The organism is Paenibacillus agaridevorans (assembly GCF_018604145.1).
Lineage (GTDB): Bacteria > Bacillota > Bacilli > Paenibacillales > Paenibacillaceae > Pristimantibacillus > Pristimantibacillus agaridevorans.
In genome coordinates this window covers 6,887,129-6,904,209 of sequence record NZ_CP075889.1, presented here as the reverse complement: position 1 = coordinate 6,904,209, position 17,081 = coordinate 6,887,129, and the positions used below count along the sequence as shown (strand labels likewise).

20 protein-coding genes, 1 tRNA gene and 1 pseudogene are annotated in these 17,081 nt (G+C 49.8%); 17 read left to right on the top strand and 5 right to left on the bottom strand.

Annotation, left to right across the window (positions count from 1 at the left end):
* Positions 1 to 6 precede the first annotated feature (6 nt).
* A complete protein-coding gene (locus tag KJW29_RS27730; RefSeq protein ID WP_246608406.1) occupies positions 7 to 489 on the top strand; it encodes a DUF4446 family protein in 483 nt (160 codons plus the stop codon).
* Positions 490 to 497: 8 nt separating this feature from the next.
* On the opposite strand, the gene yyaC is transcribed toward KJW29_RS27730, so the two are convergent.
* On the bottom strand, positions 498 to 1,106 hold the full coding sequence (gene yyaC, locus KJW29_RS27725; protein ID WP_087572545.1) for a spore protease YyaC: 609 nt from the start codon (positions 1,104 to 1,106) through the stop codon (positions 498 to 500).
* Positions 1,107 to 1,217: 111 nt separating this feature from the next.
* Between yyaC and KJW29_RS27720 the strand changes: the two genes are divergently transcribed.
* From KJW29_RS27720 to KJW29_RS27705, 4 genes are all read left to right on the top strand, one after another.
* A complete protein-coding gene (locus tag KJW29_RS27720; protein ID WP_087572546.1) occupies positions 1,218 to 1,454 on the top strand; it encodes a putative Se/S carrier protein in 237 nt (78 codons plus the stop codon).
* A 311-nt stretch (positions 1,455 to 1,765) separates the two neighbouring features.
* On the top strand, positions 1,766 to 1,978 hold the full coding sequence (locus KJW29_RS27715) for a DUF951 domain-containing protein (RefSeq protein WP_087572549.1): 213 nt from the start codon (positions 1,766 to 1,768) through the stop codon (positions 1,976 to 1,978).
* Between the two features lie 125 nt (positions 1,979 to 2,103).
* Positions 2,104 to 2,194 (top strand) — tRNA-Ser (locus KJW29_RS27710).
* 610 nt (positions 2,195 to 2,804) lie between these two features.
* Complete coding sequence (locus KJW29_RS27705) at positions 2,805 to 3,518, top strand: ankyrin repeat domain-containing protein (protein WP_214627100.1); 714 nt, start codon at positions 2,805 to 2,807, stop codon at positions 3,516 to 3,518.
* A 308-nt stretch (positions 3,519 to 3,826) separates the two neighbouring features.
* On the opposite strand, the gene KJW29_RS27700 is transcribed toward KJW29_RS27705, so the two are convergent.
* The gene (locus KJW29_RS27700) at positions 3,827 to 4,009 is read right to left on the bottom strand and encodes a YjzC family protein (RefSeq protein WP_214627099.1); all 183 of its coding nucleotides are present in this window, start codon (positions 4,007 to 4,009) and stop codon (positions 3,827 to 3,829) included.
* A 193-nt stretch (positions 4,010 to 4,202) separates the two neighbouring features.
* Here KJW29_RS27700 and KJW29_RS27695 point away from each other — a divergent pair, with 193 nt between their 5' ends.
* From KJW29_RS27695 to KJW29_RS27655, 9 genes and pseudogenes are all read left to right on the top strand, one after another.
* Entirely contained in the window at positions 4,203 to 5,765 is a 1,563-nt protein-coding gene (locus KJW29_RS27695) for a helix-turn-helix domain-containing protein (protein WP_214627098.1), read from the top strand.
* A gap of 161 nt (positions 5,766 to 5,926) precedes the next feature.
* The gene (locus KJW29_RS27690) at positions 5,927 to 6,871 is read left to right on the top strand and encodes an ABC transporter substrate-binding protein (protein ID WP_214627097.1); all 945 of its coding nucleotides are present in this window, start codon (positions 5,927 to 5,929) and stop codon (positions 6,869 to 6,871) included.
* A gap of 159 nt (positions 6,872 to 7,030) precedes the next feature.
* Positions 7,031 to 7,315 carry a 30S ribosomal protein S6 gene (rpsF, locus tag KJW29_RS27685; RefSeq protein WP_108994426.1) on the top strand — a complete coding sequence of 95 codons (285 nt, stop codon included), beginning with the start codon at positions 7,031 to 7,033 and terminating at the stop codon, positions 7,313 to 7,315.
* A gap of 35 nt (positions 7,316 to 7,350) precedes the next feature.
* Positions 7,351 to 7,911 carry a single-stranded DNA-binding protein gene (locus KJW29_RS27680; protein WP_087568497.1) on the top strand — a complete coding sequence of 187 codons (561 nt, stop codon included), beginning with the start codon at positions 7,351 to 7,353 and terminating at the stop codon, positions 7,909 to 7,911.
* A 27-nt stretch (positions 7,912 to 7,938) separates the two neighbouring features.
* Positions 7,939 to 8,223 (top strand): 30S ribosomal protein S18, encoded by a 285-nt coding sequence (gene rpsR / locus KJW29_RS27675; protein ID WP_087568496.1) that lies wholly within the window; start codon positions 7,939 to 7,941, stop codon positions 8,221 to 8,223.
* 127 nt (positions 8,224 to 8,350) lie between these two features.
* Positions 8,351 to 8,464 (top strand): annotated as a pseudogene (locus KJW29_RS27670) (rhodanese-like domain-containing protein); the annotation flags it as partial.
* Positions 8,465 to 8,595: 131 nt separating this feature from the next.
* Positions 8,596 to 8,856: a metal-sensitive transcriptional regulator gene (locus KJW29_RS27665; protein ID WP_214627095.1), complete on the top strand. Its 261-nt coding sequence runs from the start codon at positions 8,596 to 8,598 to the stop codon at positions 8,854 to 8,856.
* A gap of 398 nt (positions 8,857 to 9,254) precedes the next feature.
* Positions 9,255 to 9,617, top strand: coding sequence for an ATP-binding protein (locus tag KJW29_RS36965; RefSeq protein WP_425517582.1), 363 nt, complete (start codon positions 9,255 to 9,257; stop codon positions 9,615 to 9,617).
* A gap of 288 nt (positions 9,618 to 9,905) precedes the next feature.
* On the top strand, positions 9,906 to 11,357 hold the full coding sequence (locus KJW29_RS27655) for a SulP family inorganic anion transporter (RefSeq protein ID WP_214627093.1): 1,452 nt from the start codon (positions 9,906 to 9,908) through the stop codon (positions 11,355 to 11,357).
* 82 nt (positions 11,358 to 11,439) lie between these two features.
* On the opposite strand, the gene KJW29_RS27650 is transcribed toward KJW29_RS27655, so the two are convergent.
* From KJW29_RS27650 to KJW29_RS27640, 3 genes are all read right to left on the bottom strand, one after another.
* Positions 11,440 to 12,831, bottom strand: coding sequence for a TrkH family potassium uptake protein (locus KJW29_RS27650; protein WP_214627092.1), 1,392 nt, complete (start codon positions 12,829 to 12,831; stop codon positions 11,440 to 11,442).
* Positions 12,818 to 13,480 carry a potassium channel family protein gene (locus tag KJW29_RS27645; protein ID WP_087568489.1) on the bottom strand — a complete coding sequence of 221 codons (663 nt, stop codon included), beginning with the start codon at positions 13,478 to 13,480 and terminating at the stop codon, positions 12,818 to 12,820. Before KJW29_RS27645 ends, KJW29_RS27650 begins: the two co-directional genes overlap by 14 nt.
* Before the next feature lie 277 nt (positions 13,481 to 13,757).
* Positions 13,758 to 14,111 (bottom strand): DUF4870 domain-containing protein, encoded by a 354-nt coding sequence (locus KJW29_RS27640; protein WP_214627091.1) that lies wholly within the window; start codon positions 14,109 to 14,111, stop codon positions 13,758 to 13,760.
* Positions 14,112 to 14,352: 241 nt separating this feature from the next.
* On the opposite strand from KJW29_RS27640, the gene KJW29_RS27635 reads away from it, so the two are divergent.
* The 3 genes from KJW29_RS27635 to KJW29_RS27625 all read left to right on the top strand — a co-directional run bounded on the left by KJW29_RS27635 (position 14,353) and on the right by KJW29_RS27625 (position 17,070).
* The gene (locus tag KJW29_RS27635) at positions 14,353 to 15,399 is read left to right on the top strand and encodes an LCP family protein (RefSeq protein ID WP_214627090.1); all 1,047 of its coding nucleotides are present in this window, start codon (positions 14,353 to 14,355) and stop codon (positions 15,397 to 15,399) included.
* An 18-nt stretch (positions 15,400 to 15,417) separates the two neighbouring features.
* On the top strand, positions 15,418 to 15,828 hold the full coding sequence (locus KJW29_RS27630; protein ID WP_087568486.1) for a CBS domain-containing protein: 411 nt from the start codon (positions 15,418 to 15,420) through the stop codon (positions 15,826 to 15,828).
* A gap of 336 nt (positions 15,829 to 16,164) precedes the next feature.
* The gene (locus KJW29_RS27625; protein ID WP_373271274.1) at positions 16,165 to 17,070 is read left to right on the top strand and encodes a DUF2232 domain-containing protein; all 906 of its coding nucleotides are present in this window, start codon (positions 16,165 to 16,167) and stop codon (positions 17,068 to 17,070) included.
* Positions 17,071 to 17,081 lie beyond the last annotated feature (11 nt).

Genomic DNA, 17,081 nt, shown 5'->3' with positions numbered 1-17,081 from the left:
GAAAGCATGGACGAACAACTAATGTACTTGATGGGTGGGATAGGTGCGGTAATATTGCTCCTGGTCATCATACTGATTGTATGGATCGCAATTATAGGGTCGCGTCTCAAGAAATTAAGAAAGCAATATGTTGCCGTAATGGGCAATACGGGAATAAGCAACTTAGAAGATGTGATCTTGGAGCTGAAACAAAAGTTGAATGAACAAGAACAAAAAGAGGAAAAGCTGAAAAAGCGTGTGGATGCAGTAGAGTCGGAATTGCCATTGGTGAAAGGGAAAATCGGCATTATTAGATACAATGCTTTCTCGGAAGGAGGCAGCGATCTCAGCTTCTCCTTGGCGATCGTTAATGAGGAGAAGGACGGAGTTGTTTTCTCCGGTCTGCATGGCAGGGATAATACTTACATGTATGCCAAACCGCTGCAAAAGGGCGAATCCAATTACCCGCTTACACCAGAGGAGAAGCAAGTCATCCTATTGGCCAAGTAAGCAGTCTATCAAGAAAAGTCGGCAGCTGCAGTCTGATCTCTGGTGGAAGAGGATACATGAACATAACTTGTAATGGCGGACATGAGACTGGCTGCAATAACCTCGGACATTCGAATGACCAAGTGAAGCCTCGTATTCTGCAAAACGAAGTATTCCATAAAGCCGCCAACGTTAACGATGCCGGTCACATGGATATCTCCCACCGGAGGAAGATCTTTATTTACTCCAGCACCAGGTTTGACGGGACCCTGCCCAATCTGAATGCATCCTACGCTGGATACTTGGCCAAGGCAGGCATCAATGCCGATAACGAAAGGTTTCTCGAATTTGCGATTAATCTCGTGCAGCGTATCCTCCAAATTCATGGCGTGCACGGGATCTTCCAGCGTACCGTATAGATGGAAGTGAGGGCTTCTGTATTTAAACAGCGCAGTTCCGATTAGAGGACCAAGCGCGTCGCCTGTTGATCGGTCTGTTCCGATGCAGACGATGACAATGGGGCGATTCGCTGAAATTTCCTCTAGAAGCCCAGTCAGCCGATGAACAAGCATGCCCGTAATATTTGCATTTGTATAAGGCACTTTAAACGGCGCGTCTTTCATAAATGGAAGCTTCATAGAATCCCTCCAATAGGTAGTGTGTTACTAGTATATGGATGGGACAACCATTTTATACGCAATACGGACCATGCAGAACAAATAAAGATGCAAGGGAGGAAGAAGCGCGTTATGTTGATCGCATTTGATTCAACCCAACAGGCGCTAAGAGCCGAGATGCTGCTGGAATATGCAGATATTGAGATCGATATCTGTCCAACGCCCAAAGAAATTACGGCAGGTTGCGCGTTATCGATTCATTTCCCCCAAGAGGAGCTCATGCAGGTTAAAACCATCATTGTGCAGGAGCAGGTGGAGATACGAGGGATCTTCGAGCCTGATGGAATAGGGTATCGAGAGGTAGAGTAGGAAAGATATAATAGAGGTTGTTCAAAAAGTTCGCTTTTGATCACGATGTATGCCACGAAGTTTACTCGACATCGAATATTGAATTCAGGCGAAACTAAGCGGATGCTTTCGAAGTATGTTTCCTCCGAAAACATTGCAGGTGCTCACGTAGCTTCCACTACGCTCCGCTCCTCAGTTTCTACCTTCATCCAATCTTCTACAGCGTTTTTGAAAAAAACGCATCATCGGAAGCATACGCTAATGTGCTGAAAATCGAACTTTTTGAACGCGAATTAATAGAATGAGGACGAATCACAGTGGGAGGGATCATGTTGGAGCGCAAACAGTTCGACTTAGGTGACATCGTTATGATGAAAAAGCAGCATCCCTGCGGAACGAACGAGATGGAGATTATTCGTATGGGAATGGATATACGGATCAAGTGCGTAGGCTGCAAGCATAGCGTACTCATTCCACGAGCGAAGTTCGAGAAGAACATGAAGAAGGTGCTGCGTTCGAATCCCAAGGACCAGGAAGACGCATAAATGACATTTAGAACTGAGGGAGAGGACCCGAGTAGGCAACAAAGCAGGGTGTAAATTATTATAGAATAATGACTTGCAACGATGATTACTTCTGTGGTACAATCTCTCTTGTGTCACCCATACGCGGAGAGGTACCCAAGAGGCCCAAGGGGGCTGACTCGAAATCAGCTAGGCGTGTCAAAGCGTGCGTGGGTTCGAATCCCACCTTCTCCGCCATACAAATTCCAATCAAACTCTTCTACAGCATGCTGTGGAAGAGTTTTTTGTTCTACAATAGAATATATAAGTTCTCGAAAGTTCGGGAACTTATATAGCGAAAAAACAGGCTTTAAACTTGGCCGATCAGCCTCGAAGGGACAGGCCCGCCAGAGGAGGCGTATGCGCTTCTAACGAACATCAGCGACTCTAAATACCTGTTTTTTTAGATTGCCAAACGGACAAGGAGACTATATTCGTCCGGAATGAAGCGAAATGCTGCTCGGATGCTGCAAGAAAGGTCCGATATGAGGCCGTTGATTCATTGTGTGTAAAACTGGAAGTGAAGCTGCAATCAGTCATCGCCAACGTGTTAACGGAAATAAGGGCCCCTATATGGATCGTTTGGCGTGATTTTAAAATCTAACGGAAGTCTGCGACGTTATTCGTGAGAAATCCAGGCAAACCGCGGACTTTTGCCCAACATAAGGGCTGTCAGTTCCATTAGATTTGCGAAATGCTGCTTTTTGCTGAAATAACGCCTTTCAGTTCCGTTCCGTTGCTCCCGTTCACCCTGTAGTAATAATGGCTCCACTAAGATAATTGAAGTGAAGGAGTGAATGACATCCCGATGTATATACAAGATGACGAGCCGTTGGCGAAGGAAATAACAGCAGTTATACGTGCCGGGGACACTGTTGGGTTGAAAAATTTGCTTGAGGCTCATGAAGGCCTCTCTAAAGTCAGAATCGAAACCAAGAATCAAGATTATCGCGGCATAAGGTCGCTGCTACATATTGCTACGGATTGGCCAGGCCGTATTCCGAACGGTCCTGAGGTCATCCGATTGTTAGTAAAAAACGGCGCTGACGTGAATGCCAACTTCAAAGGACCACATGCGGAGACTCCGCTGCACTGGGCGGCCAGCAATAACGATGTAGAGGCGCTCGACGCGCTCTTAGATGCGGGAGCAGATATTGAGGCTGGAGGCTCCGTAATCGACGGCGGAACAGCTCTAAGTGATGCTGTAGCGTTTGGACAATGGGATACAGCGCGCAGACTGGCCGAACGAGGGGCGAAACAGTTATTATGGCATGCGGCTGCACTCGGGAACATGGAAGAGGTAAGAAGATTTGTTGAAGAGGATAAGTCTAAAAACCAAAAACAGCTCAATCAAGCGTTCTGGCTGGCTTGTCACGGCGGGCAAAGGGAAGCCGCGGAATATCTCAAGACTTGCGGCGCCGACATCAATTGGGGCGGTTATGACGGTCTGACGCCACTGGATGCGGCCAAACGCAGCGGAGCGGACGATTTGGTAAATTGGTTGGTTTCCGTTAGAGAGTAAGGCGGCTGCACAGCCCCGAAAATGAAACGAAGAAGAGGGCTCCCTATAAGAGGAGCCCCCTTGCTCGACGGTGGTTTTGTTAGATTGGTACGTCGTGTATCCTGTCTCACTTCGAGCTCATCGAAATTGTGTGTTTACGGACCGTAGTCTTTAGCACAACGCCTCGCTTTACAAGTAGTGGATGAAATACTCTCCTTCAGATCCTTGCACCTGCTGGTCCAATGGAACTACACCTCTCTTGCACCGTCGATATTATAATGCCCGATAACCATCAACGTATTCATGCAGCTGCAAAATATTTTGAAACGTTATTTCGGCATCCGGATCCACTTGCGCTCGTGATTCGTGTTATCGGGGAAACGTTCGCCCTTGTGCAAGGATACTTTCTTGGGATTCTGAATGCCCATGTGGTACGAATTGACGCCAGTCTCGATATACGTGCCGTCATTCGGCGCCCGGTCGCCTTCGTTAAAGATCGTAAATTCACCCATCGTTGTATGCACCTCCATGAGTTGTGTATGAAGCGGTCGGGCAGCATTGATGAGATGAAGAAACATTGCCTGCTCCCGTCCATGGCTTAGTATGAACAACGCGTCCCAATCGCATAAGTAGCAGATAACGGTGCACAGCTTGCCTAGTCTTCATATTCGCGCTATAACTGAGACAGGACTGGAGGGAGCGGACATGACAGGTTACACTTATTATTTGCCGATCGCGGTACACCAACTGAGCAGCGGACAATTGCCATGGTCTACCGAGGCGGTCGGACCACGAGAGCCTGTTATCATCCTGGTGACGGATGGCTGGGCAAGAGTCGTATATAACGGAGTTGAGCGCGAGCTCGAGAGGCGTACCATTCTGTGCTGCAATGCAAGCAGCAGCCTGGAGTGGGCAGCGGAAAAAGCTTTCAAAGCCATTGTCGTGGAGTATCGCGCACTGACGCTGGATGGTATGCCGCCTTCTCCTTCAGGCTTGCCCGAGAAGCCCGTCAAGGGCTCGTCCGATGCTTTCATCCAAACGTGTCGGCTACTTGAATTAGCATGGGCCAATCGGCAGGAGAAGCCGCTGGAACCGCAACGCATTTTTCTTGAGCTGCTGACAGCCTTGCTGGAGCAACACAAGCAAGCAGGGGATGGAGTGGACATGCCATGGCTGACGAACGTACTTGACCTGCTTCATCGAAGGTTCAAGGAAGAGTGGAGTCGTGAAGCGTTGTCCGCATACGCGGAAGTCAGCGTCGAGCACTTGTCGAGGGTATTCCGTAAGAAGACGGGGCTGACCTATACCTCCTATCTGAATCTTATGCGCGTGAGGGAGGCGCAACTGTTGATTCTGAAAGGGCTTGTTCCGAATTTGAACGAAATCGCGCGTCATGTCGGTTATCGCGACGGTTACTACCTGAGCAAAAAATTTAAAGCGCTCCTGGATCTTTCTCCTGCCAATTACAGAAACAAGCCGCGTCGTATCGTCGCTTCCACTTACAATTACACGGAAATGCTGATAGGGCTGGGCGTAGAGCCTGTATTGGGGGCATATTCGGCGTGGTCGAACCATCGCCAGCTTGGACATCCAAGCGAGGAAGGAATGCGGGAGCTCTGCTGGTCGGAGGGGATCGGATCTTATAAAGCATTGGAGCGATTGCAACCGGATGTCATTCTTGTAACAGGCGATATTCAGGAGGATTGGCAATTATATCGTTATGCAGCCGTAGAAGCGATTCCAATGACCAAGCTGCCTTGGCGCGAGCAGTTCCGCCGAGTAGCGGAAATCGCGGGGAAGCGGAAAGCGGCAGAGGAAACTATAAAGAGATATGATCGAATGGCTGCCGAGTCGAACGCACGGCTGGATACGAATCAAGTATTCCGGGGAACGGCTGCCGTGTGGGAGATCTATGCGGATGCGGCTTATGTATTCCATTGCGGCTTTGGCCGAGGGACGCCTGTTCTATATGATGATCTTGGCTTCCGTGTTCCGCAGGAGCTTGTAGACAGAGGGATCATGGACAAGGGTTATTTATCTTTCCCAGTTAAGGAAGTGCCCGATATCGATTGTGATTACTTGTTTATTACGATGGCGCATGATTCGCTCGCGTTCAGACAATTGCTGCAGTCCGAAACATGGAGCCGGCTGACGGCGGTTTGCTGGGACAATGTACATATTCTCAATGACTTCGGAAAATTTTATGGCATCGATCCCGGGTCGATCGAGCTGCAATTGGAAAGTTTGATGAATTGTCTCCTTCCATAGAATGCACCATCTCCCAGCTCCGCCTCGTAAGCCCCACATCACAATATGACATGCTCCCAGATCATGCAGGAACATTTTCTTTTGCAGAGGGAGAAGGTAAAGTGTTCTAGTGATAATGATAATCATTATACTAATTGCGGGGATAGGAAAGGGAGAAGGTCATGAGAGAACAGGGAACAAAACGCGGCTTCCTGGGAGCAGCGTTAATGATGGTAGTACTGGCGGTATTGCTGGCGGCTTGCGGCGGCGGAAACAACGGCGGCGAGGAGAAGGAAAACGCCAAAACCGTTACGACGGCGTTCGGGGATATCCAGATCCCCACGTCGCCCAAACGTATTATTGCGGACGACTACGTAGGAAGCTTGATTGCGCTTGATGCCATTCCGGTGGGGACTCCTGGCCTGCATCTAAAAAATCCTTATTATGTAGAGGCGCTTGAAGGAGTAGCTGATATCGGCGAATACGGCAATTCGTCGCCAGAGAGAATGATGGAATTGGATCCCGATTTGATTATTACGGCTACAGACGATCCGAAACGATTCGAGCAGATGAACAAAATCGCGCCAACGATTTCGGTTCCCTACGGCGATCTAAAAAATGCGCATGAAGAGATCGACTATTTCGGCGAGCTGCTGGGCCTAGAGGATAAAGCGGATGCGTGGCTCAAGGATTACGACGAACGGATTGCGGCCGCCAAGCAGCGTGTGGAGGCGGTCATACCGCCGGATGCCACCTTTACGATTCTGGAGCTCGGGGACAAGTCCGTCTGGGCTTACGGGGATAATTTCGGCCGCGGAGGACAACCCATCTATCAATCATTGGGAAGAAAGCCGAGAGCCGAGGTAGCGGATGAACTGATGGAGAAGCAGTGGATGGAATTGTCTATGGAGACATTGGCCGGCTATGTGGGCGATTATATTGTATTGACGGTCGGGGATGTTAACGAATGGACGATAGACAAGCTCAAAGCCGATCCAATCTGGGGCTCGCTTGCGCCGGTGAAGCAGAATCAAGTGTATATATGGCAGGAAGAACGTTCCTGGTATTACGATCCCATTGCCGTATTAAGCCAAACGGAGGAGCTGGCGGACTGGTTGGCTAAGTAAGCGTACTGCAGGTGCTGGGAGGGTGAAGCGCCAAAAGTTGCCTCCCGATTCTCGGCTTGCCATGAGCATCTCGATTTGATATAGTATAGAGATGCGAGCCTATGGCTCGTTCCTTGCTCCATTTTATGGGGCCGTTAGTCCAAAAGGAGGTGAAACAATATGCGCAAATATGAAGTGATGTATATCATTCGTCCAGACGTCGAGCAAGAGAACGTTCAAGCTCTCGTCGAGAAATTTAATGGCATCATCTCCAATGGCGGAGAGGTCACGAAATCCGATGTGATCGGCAAACGCCGTCTTGCGTATGAGATCAACAAGCTTCGTGATGGTTACTTCGTTCTGGTTCATTTCAACGCAACGACTGAAGTTGTAAATGAACTTGACCGTATCATGAAGATCCAAGACGAAGTCATTCGTTCGTTGATCGTCAGAGACGTAGCTTAGTCTAGTCCACGCAAGGGAATGGGGAGGTCGATGAGATGTTGAACCGTGTCATACTGATTGGCAGATTGACGAGGGATCCCGAGCTGCGTTATACGCCTGCCGGAGTTGCGGTAACGCAATTCACGCTGGCTGTAGACCGGCCATTCTCGTCAGCAGGTCAAGGCGGAGAACGCGAGCGCGAAGCGGATTTCATTCCGATCGTTACATGGCGTCAGCTGGCTGAAACATGCGCAAACTACTTACGCAAAGGTCGTTTAGCGGCCGTTGAAGGACGCATTCAAGTGCGGAATTACGAGAACAATGAGGGCAAACGTGTGTATGTAACGGAAGTTATTGCAGACAATGTCCGGTTCCTGGAGTCCAATCGCGAGAACAGCGGAGCTCCGCGTGATGAGAACAGCGGCGGTGGAGGCGGATACGGCGGCGGCAATTCGGGCGGCGGATACAGTGGAGGAAGCAATGCTGGCGGTGGTGGTTCATCCTATGGCGGCGGAAGCCGTTCGGGCGGATCGCGCAACGACGGCAATAGCAACAGCGATCCTTTCAAGGATGACGGACGTCCAATCGACATTTCCGAAGATGATTTACCATTTTAATTTTCTACGAGAAGGAGGATGTACACCATGGCTTTCAAACCAAGAGAGAACGGCGGCGACGAGCGTCCAGAGCGTAAGTTCAGCGGACGTAAAGGCGGACGCAACAAACGTCGTAAAGTTTGTTTCTTTACTGTAAACAAAATTACTCACATTGACTATAAAGACACGGATCTGCTTAAGAAGTTTATCAGCGAGCGCGGCAAAATTTTGCCACGTCGCGTAACGGGCACAAGCGCGAAATACCAACGCTTGCTGACAGTTGCAATTAAACGTTCCCGTCAGATCGCATTGCTGCCTTACACAACAGAATAGTTCGTTCTGAAGTGCAGATCGGAGAAACCCACAAGCCAGGACACTTGAAAAAGTGATCCTTGCGTGGGTTTTTTTGTATTTTTAATCGATTAAACGAATGATGCTAAGAATTCGGAGGATGAGTTATATTGTCGTATGCCGAAGCGGAAATCGCAGCGGATTGGCATGCGAACGGCTTGAAGAATTAGGTTATGACGTCAGTAATATGCCCGGTGGCATGTCCCACTGGGAAGGAGCGTAGTTACTTCATAAGAGGGTAAAGGTTAAAATGAAAGGGGTTCCTTAAATGACTGAAAAAAGAAAAATCAACCATCGTGTTATTTTGAGCCGAACTGTATAATATACCTATACATGTATCGGGAGGATTCTAAAATGAAGTACGATGATGATATGAAACGGCGCTTGCGTCGAGCCGAAGGTCAAATACGCGGTGTATTAAAAATGATGGAAGAAAACAAAAACTGCAAGGACGTCGTCAGCCAACTCTCCGCTGTCCGTAGCGCCGTCGACAAAACGCTGGCGCTTGTAGTGGCGGTAAACTTGGAGCAATGTATTCAAGAAGAGCTGGAGAATGGCGGGGACACCGGCAAGGTTGTCCAGGAAGCTGTAGAATTGTTAATCAAAAGCAGGTAGAAGTAAATATTAATATTTAATGAACCAATGAGTCTATCTCATTGGTTTTTCTTTGTTTTTTAGGACACAACCGTTTCACCTTGAGGAAACGAAATCATTCATACAAAGCGGCTGCGCATTATGAACTCGTTCAAATAAGGAGTTTGGCGTCGAGCGAGTATGATTAATCGATAGAAACGGCGGTATCAAAGCTATTTCTAATCTATTTCAATTTTTCTGCTTGATAACGAGTAATATCATTTCAAAAAATGTTCAACTACGTATCGTAAGGCATTGGAGACTTCGTCAATCGTTTCAATTATGAATGAAGAAGGAATCATTACGTAAATGATTATTTCTGCCCAGAGCCAAAGACGGCAGCGAGTATTGGATGAATACAACCATCGTACCTTTTCTTGATGACCATAATAACCCGCGTCAATTTATTTCCATTCGTACAGAGTTGCGAAGAAAGCGGAGAAATTACGGCCGATATAACAAAATTAAAACAAATTCTCATTAATTTGTTAAGCAACGCCAACAAGTTTACCGAGAACGGGCTGATTGAATTCAAGGTTTATAAGGAAGTCAGGGATTCTCGGCAGGGTTACGAATTTTTTGTTCGGGATACGGGCATTGGCATGACGCCAGAGCAGCTCGAAAAGCTTTTTCACCCATTTACGCAGGCTGATGCATCTACCACACGCAAGATGCAAAAGTATGCACAAGTGAATAACTCAATAAAGGGTGACGTCGAAAAAAAGTTATCCCCATGTGGATAAAGGGACTGGCGAATTCGAATCGCCTTTTGAGCATGGAATTATATTGATCGTAATGATGGCTAAAAAGGAGATTGAAACAGAATAAGAGAGAATAACACGGATGTAAGCGTTTAAACCCGTGATGGTATTCAGTAGATCGCTTGTGGATTCTGTGTATAATAAAAATCGTCAAATATCGGCCCCGACCTCTCTGAGAGTGGGAGGTCACCAATTACTAGGGCGTGTCTGAATACTCCGAGGGGAGCAGATTTTCAGACTCGACCTAGAGGAGAGAGAGGAATTATTTCTTTGTTACAACAACTGAAAAACACATGGTTTTTTAACGTCAGAGGGGATTTGCTGGCCGGCATTACGGTCGCGCTTGCGCTGATTCCAGAAGCCATAGCCTTCTCGATCATCGCGGGTGTCGATCCCATGGTTGGGCTGCATGCTTCATTTTGTATCGCGGTTATCATCTCCATTACGGGCGGACGACCAGGGATGATCTCCGCGGCTACAGGCGCAATGGCGGTGCTGATGGTAACCCTGGTAGCCGATCACGGGATTGAGTACTTATATGCGGCTACGATTCTGACGGGCATTATACAGTTTCTGATGGGTATGCTCAAGCTGGGGCGGTTTATTACGTTCGTTCCGCATTCCGTAGTCATTGGGTTCGTGAACGCGCTGGCGATTTTGATCTTTATGACACAGCTCGTTCAATTCGAGAATGTCACCTGGGTCATGTATGTGCTCGTAGCTGCAACATTACTCATTATTTATGGACTTCCGCTGCTGACTAAAGCCGTGCCTTCCGCGCTTGTCGCAATTATCGTCATGACTTGCGTGACCGTATTCGGCGGCATTCAAGTGAACACGGTCGGCGACATGGGCAATATTACGCGTTCGCTGCCGAATTTTCATATTCCCGACGTTCTGTTTAACTGGGAGACGCTGATGATTATATTGCCGGTCTCGTTTACGATGGCGATCGTCGGATTGCTGGAATCTTTAATGACGGCAACGATCCTCGACGAAGCGACGGAGACGAAGAGCAATAAGAACAGGGAAGTGCGCGGACAAGGCATCGCGAACACGGTTACCGGATTTTTTGGAGGTATGGCGGGCTGCGCGATGATCGGACAATCCGTCATCAACGTCAAATCGGGGGGCCGGGGCAGACTGTCCACTCTGGTGGCGGGTGCCGTACTGTTGTTCCTGATTATGGTGCTTGGCGATGTGGTCAAAAGCATCCCGATGGCGGCGTTGGTCGGTGTCATGATTATGGTGTCAATCGGCACCTTCGATTGGGGTTCTATTCTGAATGTAAGAAAGATCCCGTTGTCAGACACCATTATAATGGTAGTGACCGTTGCAGTGGTGGTGTACACGCATGATCTCGCAAAGGGCGTTATGGTCGGCGTGATCATGAGCGCGCTTCTCTTTGGATGGCGTATGGCCAAGCTGCATGCCGACATGCATGTCACAGAACAGGGAATTAAGCATTATCGGATTCGGGGCCAAATGTTCTTTGGCACGATGAGCCACTTCGGCGAGTTGTTCGACCCGCAGCAGGATCCGCAACATATCGTGATTGATCTCGGCAGCTCTCATGTCTGGGATCACTCGGCGATTACGGCAATTGCAAAGGTTCTGGGCAAATATGAGGCGCAGGGCAAAACCGTGACAATAATCGGCTTGAACGAAGAGAGCAAGAAACTCGTGGATCGCGTTGGTTTGACCGTATCTGGCGGCCATTAAGGCTGAAAAGGCTGCCGGACGAAGTCCATGGATGGACGAATCGTCTGGCAGCCTTTGTGTAAGATGAATTTTTGCCCGGGCATTAACCGACGAGAATATGATCCTCGGGATAGCCGATCTTGGAGCTTTGTTTCTTTTGGGCGAGCGCGTACGCCAGCGTGAGAGGGCCTAACCGGCCCAAGAACATCGTAATGGTAACGACAATCTTGCCTGCCGTAGTGAGCTCGCTGGTAAGCCCCATTGACAAGCCTGTTGTGCTGAACGCGGAGGTTGCTTCGAACAGGACAGCCAGGAAGTTGTCCTTCGCCACATCCTCCGTCACCGTAAGAATCAAGGTAACGGTTAATACAAAAGCCAGCGCCGTCATAACGACTGCCAGCGCTCGCATGACGGAGTCCTGCGAGATCTTGCGCTCGAAGGCGTGGATTTGACCGCCGCCGCGGAAGGTCTGGATCGTCGACAGGATAAGGATGACCAGCGTATTGGTTTTGATTCCGCCGCCAGTACCGCCGGATCCCGCCCCGATAAACATCAGGATGATGAGGATGAACTGGGAGACGGCGAGCATGCTGCCGATATTAATGGTGTTAAAGCCAACGCTTCTGGGTGTCGTACTCTGCATGAGCGACGCCAAAAGCCGCTCGCCCGTGTTCAACGATCCGAACGTTGCGCTGTTCCAGCTCTCCAGCAGGAAAATCAACAAGAACCCTGTCAGGATCAATACGCCGGAGGAGATTAGCACGACCTTGGAGTGGAGCGACAGCTTGCGCCAGGAGCGCTTGCGAAGCACGTCCAATATGACGATGTAACCAATACCGCCTACGATAAATAAGAGGATCAGCGTCAAGTTGACGACGGGATCGCCGACGAACTGCATCAGGCTGTCGGACCATAGGGAAAATCCGGCATTGTTGAAGGCGGATACGGAGTGGAACAGGGCGTAGTATGCCGCTTTGCCCAGTCCAAGCTCGCTCTGCCAGTGCAGTGTCAGAATCAGCGTGGCGATGGATTCGAATACGAATACGATAAGAACCATATACAGAGACAGCTTAACGAGCCCCTGCGCCGAAGTCGATTGAGTCGTCTGCTGAATAATGAGCCGCTGCTTGAGACCAATCTTCTTGCCCAGCAGAATAGCAACCATCACGCCGAGCGTCATAAAGCCGATACCGCCAACCTGGATCAGAATCATAATGATAGTCTGACCGACGACAGAGAATGCAGTGCCGGTATCCAGCACGGTCAGACCGTTAACACAAACGGCAGATACCGACGTAAAGAGCGCATTAAGCAATCCGATGGAATGTCCGTCGCTAGACGAAAAGGGCATGCTGAGCAAAATCGCGCCGATCCAGATGAGCCCGAAGAACACGATGGTAATCAGCTGCGGCGGACTGATATTATTTTTGAGATGATTGATGAAACGCTCGAGCCAAGGCTGTTCGTTTTTCTTGGGATGGCTATGCGCGTTCATAGTCGTTCTCCAGCTCGCGGATATCATCGTTGCTGCCTATGATGAGCAGCACATCGCCCGTATGAATGGCATCCTCGGCCTTGGGCGAAATATTGATGCGATCGCCGGTTTTGATCGCCATGATGGTACAACCGTAGCGGGCGCGGATGTTGAGATCCTTGAGCGATTTGCCGTCCATGGCGGGAGGCGCGCCGATCTCCGCAAGGTTGTAGTCCGGCGACAGCTCGATGTAGTCAATCAGGTTGTCCGAGCTGAGTTGATTGCCCAGCCGCGTCCCCATATCACGCTCCGGATAGATGACGTGATCGGCGCCGATCTTGCTGAGGACGTTGCCATGCATTTCATTTCGCGCTTTCGCAGTTACCTTTGGCACCTTCAATTCCTTAAGCAACAGCGTCGTCAGGATGCTCGCCTGCAAATCGTCGCCGATCGCTACGATGGCATGCGTGAAGTTGCTTGCTCCAAGCTCGCGCAGCACGTTTTCGTCCGTACAGTCCGCTTGCAGCGCATGGGTAGCGATGGGAGCCATCTCTTGGACGAGTTGTTCGTTCTTGTCGACTGCAAGCACTTCGTGTCCGTTTTGGATCAAAGTGCGGGTCAAGCTTGTGCCGAAGCGGCCGAGCCCGATCACCATAAATTGTTTCTTCAAGCGCTCACTTCCCAACTATCTATTGGATGATTAGTATTCGAACTATTAACTGTGATAAATCATAGGAGACAATTGGTTATTTGTCAAAGAGAATTAACAGACGTTTCTATTATAAAAGTAATCCCCTTACTGCGTATTTTTCATTCGGTTTATTGCGGTACAAATAGAACAGGGACAGCCCTTCGTCTTATACGACTAAAGGGCTGTCCCTGTTTCATAATGAAGGCCGGCGGTGTAAATACGATCGGAGCCCTAGTAGTGCGTGTTCAAACCTTTACTAGAATTTGTTCGCCTGCTCCTCCGAGATGTCGCCGATGTAGGGCAGCTTAAACATCTTGCCTTGCAAAGCCATCAGCATGAGGGCTATCCACAAAATGAAGCTGATCGGGGCCAAAATAATCGAAATGAGCCATCCGATGACGGGAATCCAGCCTAGCACCAGATTGATGGCGACAATGGCCACGAATACGATCGTAGACTGCATCGCATGGAACTTTACGAAGCGGCTTTGCTTTTCCAGAACGAGGAAAATGATACCTGTAATGAAGCCGAGCAAATAACAAAGCAGGCCAGCCACCTTGGGATCCAAGCCAGTCGAAGACGGATCCGGATTTACTTGTACCGGTTGCATAATGGACGAGTCACGCTCCTTATGGACATAGTATTGCAAGAATTGTATTCGCCGTACATAAGCAATAGACCTTTTTTTGTTGCAAATATTGGTTGCGAAATGCGACAAGTTACCACAAATGGGATAAAATTTTTGTCATAGGTTTGTAACCCCTGCAACGTTGCCATCGTCTAGAATGATAAGAAAGCAAGGCTGCCGGTATAGAGACAGACGGAACCAAATCGCTTGGAGAGTGGACAATATGAAGAAGAAACATAAACGATTATATGCAATCGGAATCATTGCGGTCGTTCTGCTGACCGCGGCGTATTTGAATCGGGGCGTGCTGGCAATGGCCGGCTTCGACTGGTTCTTGCAGGGTTCGCTTGAGAAAAGTTTGGAGAACACGTACAAGCCCGTCGAAAACCGTCAGCCTGTAAAACCTGTCGGAGTCGACAGGACGAAGCGGGATCCATTCTCCGTGCTGCTGCTCGGGGTGGACCAACGGGACAACGAGATAGGACGGTCCGACACGCTGATCTACACGATCGTGCGTCCGAATGACGGCAAGATGCTGCTCGTATCTATTCCGCGGGATCTCTACGTCGAGATCGTGGGCAGAGACAGCAAGGACAAGATCAACCATGCTCATGCCTTCGGCGGGCCGGGGATGACGATGGATACGGTAGAAAAGCTGCTGGACGCGCCAGTCAATCATTACGCTTCTATTAACTTCGAGGGCTTTCGCGCTGCCATCGACGCGATGGGAGGCATCGCGCTTCCAATCGAGGAGGACATCGTCAACAAAGGTTACGGACACGAAAAATTCGTCATCAAGGGCGGACAGGACCTTTATGGCGGCACGGACGCGCTCAACTTCGTGAGGTACCGCGAAGACGCGGGCGGGGATATGAGCAGGACGGAGCGACATCAGCAGTTCCTTCATGCTATTATAGAGAAGGCGACGAGTTTGAAGCAGTGGAATAAGATTCCTTCATTTATTGACATTATGGGCGACAATTTCAGCACCGACATGCCGCCTGGGCAGTTGATCGACATGTCGCAAGCTATGCTGACAAAGAGCGGCCTGACGATGTACAGCCATACGCTGCTCGGTCAAGGCGGTCGCTTGGAGGCAGGAGGGGCTTGGTATTATTTTGCCGACGAAGAGGACTTGCAGCAAGTACAGACCATGATTCATAATTGGCTGGATGCCGACGCGCCGTCCGCGAGTCTGATCCTCCCTCCGAAGTACACGGCGACAGTGGAGAAGGAGGTACAGTCGCTCTCCAGCGCGTCCGGTCAATAGAACGGAGTGAAACAAAGGATGAATATCGCGTTTTTCCTGCTGCCGAAGCAAGAGGTCGTATGTTTGACCTATGACACGACGCTGCGGCAGGCGCTGGAACGGATGGAATATCATCGTTACTCGGCCGTACCGATTCTCCACTCGGATGGCACGTATTACGGAACGGTCACCGAAGGCGATCTGCTCTGGTTTATGAAGAGCCGGCCGGATCTGACATTCGAGACGACCAACAAGGTAAAGCTTGCCGAGGTGCCGCTGAGGGTCACGAACAAAGCGGTAAATATCGACGCTAATATGGATGATATGATCTCGCTGGCCAAGGTACAGAACTTCGTGCCTGTCGTGGACGACAGAAATCATTTTATCGGACTCGTAAGAAGAAGCGAAATTATCGATTATTGCCAACAGGGACTGTCCCAGCGGAGCTAGGGCGTGTCTGAATACTCCGAGGGGAGCAGATTTTGCCGAATTTTCGTTCCATGCAAGGAACTTTTGTGAAGGCGTACCGGGGGTACGTCAAGCAAAAGTGACGAAGCAGGGGGCGGAAAGGCGGTGAAAGATGCCCCTGAGCGGGTTTTCAGATACGGACTAAGGCTCCCGGGGCAGTTTTTTTTGAGGGGGACCTGAACGGAGTTTGGTCGCCGCTGGGCGCAGGCGCAAATGTTGGAATGGTCGGGATGCATGCGGAAATCCGCTTTTGTGCTATAATGGGTGTTAAATGCCTGATAATCGGGTGTGCAAACGAAGCTGCAAGAGGTGAACCGATTGAAAACTGGGCTGAAACCCCTGCTGTGGAGCGGGGCGGCGTTTTTGCTGCTGTTGCTTCTCGCTGTACCTGTATTGAACTTGCCTGCATTGCTGTTCATGATGGTTCCGTATGTCGTTCTGTATTCGACGCTATCCAAGGGAGCCTTCGCCCTTCACACGATTCCCGTGTGGGTAGCTGCCGCCCTGATCGTGGGACCGGCGGTGCTTATTATCGGACTGTTCTTCCTGCTGCCCGGCATAGCCATGGGTCACTTATACCGCAAAAAGGAACCTGCGGCCAAGGTGATACGGATCGTCGGAGTCATCGTGCTGGCCCAGCTTATGCTGGAGCTGCTCGTATTCGAGCTGTTCCTGGATCTGTCCCTGCTTGATGAGATGAGCTCGATGATCCGAGACGTATTCGACACCGTGATGGCGCAGAACACGCTCGCGACGGAGTGGACTTCCTCGCACACGGACACGCTTATTCAAGTCATCATTAACATGATTCCGCTCACCTTCATCATTTTGGCGTACGTCTTGACGGTCGTGTCGCATTATCTCGCGAGAAGAATCGTAAACCGGAGCGGGCTTGAAGTGCCTGCCTTCCCTAAGGCAAGGGATTGGAAGCTTCCGCGCTCGCTTGTTATTTTCTATCTGATCGCATACGTGATGGATCTGTTCATGCTTAGTACGAGCAAGGCGTTCCTCCCGGTTGCACTGATGAATCTTGTGCCTCTGCTCAGTTATGTATTCGCGATTCAGGCGATCGGCTTCTTCTTCTATATTGCTCATCATCGCGATTGGAATAGGGCAGTTCCCGTTCTCATAGCCATCCCTGTGCTGCTGATTCCTCCGCTAAGCCTGATCGGCGTTCTGGATACGGCATTCCCGATCCGGAAGGCGTTCGTTAAATCCCAATAGCACAGGAGCGA

What these genes read in the sequence shown, in the direction of transcription:
- KJW29_RS27730 (WP_246608406.1), top strand. Translation starts at nt 7, where the DNA reads ATGGACGAACAACTAATGTACTTGATGGGTGGGATAGGTGCGGTAATA.
- yyaC (WP_087572545.1), bottom strand. Translation starts at nt 1,106, where the DNA reads ATGAAGCTTCCATTTATGAAAGACGCGCCGTTTAAAGTGCCTTATACA.
- KJW29_RS27720 (WP_087572546.1), top strand. Translation starts at nt 1,218, where the DNA reads ATGTTGATCGCATTTGATTCAACCCAACAGGCGCTAAGAGCCGAGATG.
- KJW29_RS27705 (WP_214627100.1), top strand. Translation starts at nt 2,805, where the DNA reads ATGTATATACAAGATGACGAGCCGTTGGCGAAGGAAATAACAGCAGTT.
- KJW29_RS27700 (WP_214627099.1), bottom strand. Translation starts at nt 4,009, where the DNA reads ATGGGTGAATTTACGATCTTTAACGAAGGCGACCGGGCGCCGAATGAC.
- KJW29_RS27695 (WP_214627098.1), top strand. Translation starts at nt 4,203, where the DNA reads ATGACAGGTTACACTTATTATTTGCCGATCGCGGTACACCAACTGAGC.
- KJW29_RS27690 (WP_214627097.1), top strand. Translation starts at nt 5,927, where the DNA reads ATGAGAGAACAGGGAACAAAACGCGGCTTCCTGGGAGCAGCGTTAATG.
- rpsF (WP_108994426.1), top strand. Translation starts at nt 7,031, where the DNA reads ATGCGCAAATATGAAGTGATGTATATCATTCGTCCAGACGTCGAGCAA.
- KJW29_RS27680 (WP_087568497.1), top strand. Translation starts at nt 7,351, where the DNA reads ATGTTGAACCGTGTCATACTGATTGGCAGATTGACGAGGGATCCCGAG.
- rpsR (WP_087568496.1), top strand. Translation starts at nt 7,939, where the DNA reads ATGGCTTTCAAACCAAGAGAGAACGGCGGCGACGAGCGTCCAGAGCGT.
- KJW29_RS27665 (WP_214627095.1), top strand. Translation starts at nt 8,596, where the DNA reads ATGAAGTACGATGATGATATGAAACGGCGCTTGCGTCGAGCCGAAGGT.
- KJW29_RS36965 (WP_425517582.1), top strand. Translation starts at nt 9,255, where the DNA reads ATGACCATAATAACCCGCGTCAATTTATTTCCATTCGTACAGAGTTGC.
- KJW29_RS27650 (WP_214627092.1), bottom strand. Translation starts at nt 12,831, where the DNA reads ATGAACGCGCATAGCCATCCCAAGAAAAACGAACAGCCTTGGCTCGAG.
- KJW29_RS27640 (WP_214627091.1), bottom strand. Translation starts at nt 14,111, where the DNA reads ATGCAACCGGTACAAGTAAATCCGGATCCGTCTTCGACTGGCTTGGAT.
- KJW29_RS27635 (WP_214627090.1), top strand. Translation starts at nt 14,353, where the DNA reads ATGAAGAAGAAACATAAACGATTATATGCAATCGGAATCATTGCGGTC.
- KJW29_RS27630 (WP_087568486.1), top strand. Translation starts at nt 15,418, where the DNA reads ATGAATATCGCGTTTTTCCTGCTGCCGAAGCAAGAGGTCGTATGTTTG.